This is a genomic window from Aeromicrobium sp. S22, from assembly GCF_009661045.1.
GTDB classification, from domain to species: Bacteria; Actinomycetota; Actinomycetes; order Propionibacteriales; family Nocardioidaceae; genus Aeromicrobium; species Aeromicrobium yanjiei.
The window spans coordinates 1-5,559 of sequence record NZ_WJWV01000005.1; the positions used below are offsets into that span (position 1 = coordinate 1).

Annotated in this window: 3 rRNA genes; all 3 read left to right on the plus strand. The window is 55.2% G+C overall.

The features are described 5' to 3' along the window. The first annotated feature begins 284 nt into the window (after positions 1–284). Positions 285–1,803, plus strand: a 16S ribosomal RNA gene (locus GEV27_RS17500). A 361-nt stretch (positions 1,804–2,164) separates the two neighbouring features. Beyond that, a 23S ribosomal RNA gene (locus tag GEV27_RS17505) occupies positions 2,165–5,266 on the plus strand. Between the two features lie 122 nt (positions 5,267–5,388). Next, positions 5,389–5,505: ribosomal RNA gene (rrf, locus tag GEV27_RS17510) — 5S ribosomal RNA — on the plus strand. Together the 16S, 23S and 5S rRNA genes form the textbook arrangement of a ribosomal RNA operon. Positions 5,506–5,559: the final 54 nt, after the last annotated feature.

Consider the following 5,559-nt stretch of genomic DNA (forward strand, 5'->3'; position numbering starts at 1 on the left):
GAGCGACATGGTGACCGACCCGGGTTTGACCGGTGAAAACGAGCCGTGTAAGTTGGACGAGTTGCCCTGAGATTCAGCCAGTGGCTGGGTCGAGGTGAGCGTCTGATCCTTGAGAACTCAACAGTGTGCCAAAAGTCGACGAGATTAATTAGTAGTACCCCGTCGAGACTTGCCAGATGGACTTTCGGGTTTGTTTGGTTGGCTTGATGGAACAATTCCGACAATTTATTTGTCAGCAAATAGTTTGTCAGGTTGAACTGAAGTTTGGCAGCGCTTTAGCTGCTTCAACGGAGAGTTTGATCCTGGCTCAGGACGAACGCTGGCGGCGTGCTTAACACATGCAAGTCGAGCGGTAAGGCCCCTTCGGGGGTACACGAGCGGCGAACGGGTGAGTAACACGTGAGCAATCTGCCCTTCTCTTTGGAATAACCATTGGAAACGATGGCTAATGCCGAATATGACCTCCTTTCGCATGTTTGGAGGTGGAAAGCTCCGGCGGAGAAGGATGAGCTCGCGGCCTATCAGCTTGTTGGTGAGGTAATGGCTCACCAAGGCATTGACGGGTAGCCGGCCTGAGAGGGTGACCGGCCACACTGGGACTGAGACACGGCCCAGACTCCTACGGGAGGCAGCAGTGGGGAATATTGGACAATGGGCGAAAGCCTGATCCAGCAACGCCGCGTGAGGGATGACGGCCTTCGGGTTGTAAACCTCTTTCAGCAGGGACGAAGCGAAAGTGACGGTACCTGCAGAAGAAGGACCGGCCAACTACGTGCCAGCAGCCGCGGTAATACGTAGGGTCCGAGCGTTGTCCGGAATTATTGGGCGTAAAGGGCTCGTAGGCGGTTTGTCGCGTCGGGAGTGAAAACTCAGGGCTCAACCCTGAGCGTGCTTCCGATACGGGCAGACTAGAGGTATGCAGGGGAGAACGGAATTCCTGGTGTAGCGGTGGAATGCGCAGATATCAGGAGGAACACCGGTGGCGAAGGCGGTTCTCTGGGCATTACCTGACGCTGAGGAGCGAAAGCATGGGGAGCGAACAGGATTAGATACCCTGGTAGTCCATGCCGTAAACGTTGGGCGCTAGGTGTGGGGACCTTCCACGGTCTCCGTGCCGCAGCTAACGCATTAAGCGCCCCGCCTGGGGAGTACGGCCGCAAGGCTAAAACTCAAAGGAATTGACGGGGGCCCGCACAAGCGGCGGAGCATGCTGATTAATTCGATGCAACGCGAAGAACCTTACCTGGGTTTGACATATGCCGGAAAGCCGTAGAGATACGGCCCCCCTTGTGGTCGGTTTACAGGTGGTGCATGGCTGTCGTCAGCTCGTGTCGTGAGATGTTGGGTTAAGTCCCGCAACGAGCGCAACCCTCGTCCTATGTTGCCAGCACGTAATGGTGGGGACTCATAGGAGACTGCCGGGGTCAACTCGGAGGAAGGTGGGGATGACGTCAAGTCTTCATGCCCCTTATGTCCAGGGCTTCAAGCATGCTACAATGGCCGGTACAATGGGCTGCGAAACCGTAAGGTGGAGCGAATCCCAAAAAGCCGGTCTCAGTTCGGATTGGGGTCTGCAACTCGACCCCATGAAGTCGGAGTCGCTAGTAATCGCAGATCAGCAACGCTGCGGTGAATACGTTCCCGGGCCTTGTACACACCGCCCGTCACGTCATGAAAGTCGGCAACACCCGAAGCCAGTGGCCCAACCGTTTACGGAGGGAGCTGTCGAAGGTGGGGCTGGCGATTGGGACGAAGTCGTAACAAGGTAGCCGTACCGGAAGGTGCGGCTGGATCACCTCCTTTCTAAGGAGCATCTGGCAGCTGCCCATCGTGGTGGTTGTCCATTGAGACGTTTACCAGCCGAATGTGTTGGTGCGTCTCAGCTCACTAGTGGATCGTCGATTATTTGGCTTGGTAGCAGCCCACCAGGGTTAGTACTGCTCGCAAGGGCGTGGAAAGTCGCTGGGAAATTTGTTACCGAATCAGGCACACTGTTGGGTCCTGAGGGATCAGCTCGTCAGAGTTGTTTCCTTGGACCGCATATCCCCTCGAACCACCAGGTTCGACACCTCGCAAGGGTGTTGGTTTGGTAGGCGTGGGATTGGTATGTGGGACCGAACGTATTTTGAGAACTTCACAGTGGACGCGAGCATCTTTGTAGTAACAACAAGCTACTAAGTGCACATGGTGGATGCCTTGGCATCGAGAGCCGATGAAGGACGTTGGAGTCTGCGAAAAGCCCCGGGAAGGTGACAACCGACCTGTGATCCGGGGATGTCCGAATGGGGAAACCCACTCAGAGTAAAGTCTGAGTACCTCTGTCTGAACACATAGGGCAGTAGGAGGGAACGTGGGGAAGTGAAACATCTCAGTACCCACAGGAAGAGAAAACAAAAGTGATTCCGGTAGTAGTGGCGAGCGAAACCGGATCAGGCTAAACCTCAAGTATGTGATAGCCGGCAGGCGTTGTATTTGGGGTGTTGTGGGGCCGCATGGTCTGTTCTGCCGAGCAGACAAAGAGTCATAAACCATGAGTGAAGTGAAAGCCGACTGGAAAGTCGCGGCATAGAGGGTGATACCCCCGTACACGTAAGCTCATGGCTCTTTTGCGTTACCCCGAGTAACACCGAACCCCTGAAATTCGGTGTGAATCTGGCGGGACCACCCGTTAAGCCTAAATACTCCTCGATGACCGATAGCGGACTAGTACCGTGAGGGAAAGGTGAAAAGTACCCCGGGAGGGGAGTGAAATAGTACCTGAAACCATGTGCATACAATCCGTTGGAGCTCGTCCTTGTGACGGGTGACAGCGTGCCTTTTGAAGAATGAGCCTGCGAGTTAGCGTTCTGTAGCGAGGTTAAGGCGTTGAGCCGTAGCCGTAGCGAAAGCGAGTCCGAATAGGGCGACCATAGTTGCAGGATCTAGACCCGAAGCGGAGTGATCTATCCATGGCCAGGTTGAAGCGCGGGTAAGACCGCGTGGAGGACCGAACCCACCTAGGTTAAAAACTGGGGGGATGAGCTGTGGATAGGGGTGAAAGGCCAATCAAACTCCGTGATAGCTGGTTCTCCCCGAAATGCATTTAGGTGCAGCGTTGCGTGTTTCTTGTCGGAGGTAGAGCACTGGATGGGCTAGGGGGCCTACAAGCTTACTGAACCCAGCCAAACTCCGAATGCCGATAAGTGAGAGCGCAGCAGTGAGACAGTGGGGGATAAGCTCCATTGTCGAGAGGGAAACAGCCCAGACCATCAGCTAAGGTCCCAAAGCGATAACTAAGTGGAAAAGGATGTGGAGTCGCAGAGACAACCAGGAGGTTGGCTTAGAAGCAGCCACCCTTGAAAGAGTGCGTAATAGCTCACTGGTCAAGTAATTCCGCGCCGACAATTTAGCGGGGCTCAAGTTATCCACCGAAGCTATGGGATTCATGCAATAGCCAGGCCTTCGTGGTCCAGGCGCATGGATCGGTAGGGGAGCGTCGTGTGGCCAGCGAAGCGGCGGAGTGATCCAGCCGTGGAGGCTACACGAGTGAGAATGCAGGCATGAGTAGCGAATGAGGAGTGAGAAACTCCTCCACCGAATGACCAAGGGTTCCAGGGTCAAGCTAATCTTCCCTGGGTAAGTCGGGACCTAAGGCGAGGCCGACAGGCGTAGTCGATGGACAACGGGCTGATATTCCCGTACCGGCATTAGATCGCCCATGCCGAACCCAGTGATGCTAAGTGCCCTAAGCCGGCTGGACTCTTCGGAGCGACGCCGGGGCAGCGCATGACCCGATCTGGTAGTAGGCAAGCAATGGTGTGACGCAGGAAGGTAGCTCATCCCGGGCGATGGTTGTCCCGGGCTAAGGACGTAGGGCGAATGATAGGCAAATCCGTCATTCACATGCCTGAGATCTGATGGGGAGACAATTTTGTCGAAGTGAGTGATCCTATGCTGCCGAGAAAAGCATCTAGCGAGATCTAGAGCCGCCCGTACCCCAAACCGACTCAGGTGGTCAGGTAGAGAATACTAAGGTGATCGAGTGAACCATGGTTAAGGAACTCGGCAAAATGCCCCCGTAACTTCGGGAGAAGGGGGGCCCGATTCGTTATCGCACTTGCTGCGAGAAGCGTTGACGGCCGCAGAGACCAGGCCCAAGCGACTGTTTACTAAAAACACAGGTCCGTGCTAAGTCGAAAGACGCCGTATACGGACTGACTCCTGCCCGGTGCTGGAAGGTTAAGGGGACGTGTCAGCGCAAGCGAAGCACAGAACTTAAGCCCCAGTAAACGGCGGTGGTAACTATAACCATCCTAAGGTAGCGAAATTCCTTGTCGGGTAAGTTCCGACCTGCACGAATGGAGTAACGACTTGGGCGCTGTCTCAACCATGGACTCGGCGAAATTGCACTACGAGTAAAGATGCTCGTTACGCGCGGCAGGACGGAAAGACCCCGGGACCTTTACTATAGTTTGGTATTGGTGTTTGGTTCAGCTTGTGTAGGATAGGTGGGAGACTGTGAAGCATTCACGCCAGTGAGTGTGGAGTCATCGTTGAAATACCACTCTGGCTGTACTAGATATCTAACCTAGGTCCATTATCTGGATCAGGGACAGTGCCTGATGGGTAGTTTAACTGGGGCGGTTGCCTCCTAAAATGTAACGGAGGCGCTCAAAGGTTCCCTCAGCCTGGTTGGCAATCAGGTTTCGAGTGTAAGTGCACAAGGGAGCTTGACTGTGAGAGTGACAGCTCGAGCAGGGACGAAAGTCGGAACTAGTGATCCGGCGCTGGCAAGTGGAAGCGGCGTCGCTCAACGGATAAAAGGTACCCCGGGGATAACAGGCTGATCTTCCCCAAGAGTCCATATCGACGGGATGGTTTGGCACCTCGATGTCGGCTCGTCGCATCCTGGGGCCGTAGCAGGTCCCAAGGGTTGGGCTGTTCGCCCATTAAAGCGGCACGCGAGCTGGGTTTAGAACGTCGTGAGACAGTTCGGTCCCTATCCGCCGCGCGCGTAGGAAACTTGAGAAAATCTGTCCCTAGTACGAGAGGACCGGGATGGACGAACCTCTGGTGTGCCAGTTGTTCTGCCAAGAGCACTGCTGGTTAGCTACGTTCGGAAGCGATAACCGCTGAAAGCATCTAAGCGGGAAGCGTGTTTCAAGATGAGGTTTCCCACTGGTTTACCAGGTAAGGCCCCCAGCAGACCACTGGGTTGATAGGCCGGAAGTGGAAGCACAGCAATGTGTGGAGCTGACCGGTACTAATAGGCCGAGGGCTTGTTTCTTACAAAGATGTACACCGCGTCCACTGTGAGGTTCCCGAGATACGTCCGGGAACCACCAAGCACCCCCCACACTCGTGTGGGATCAGGGTGTGCATGGTTTTGAGTTGATATCTCAATAGAGTTTCGGCGACCATGGCGAGAGGGAAATACCCGGCTACATTCCGAACCCGGAAGTCAAGCCTCTCAGCGCCGATGGTACTGCACGGGAGACTGTGTGGGAGAGTAGGACGTCGCCGGACAATCATTAGCGCGAGGCCGCCCCACTGGGGCGGCCTCGCTGCTGTTTGTGCACC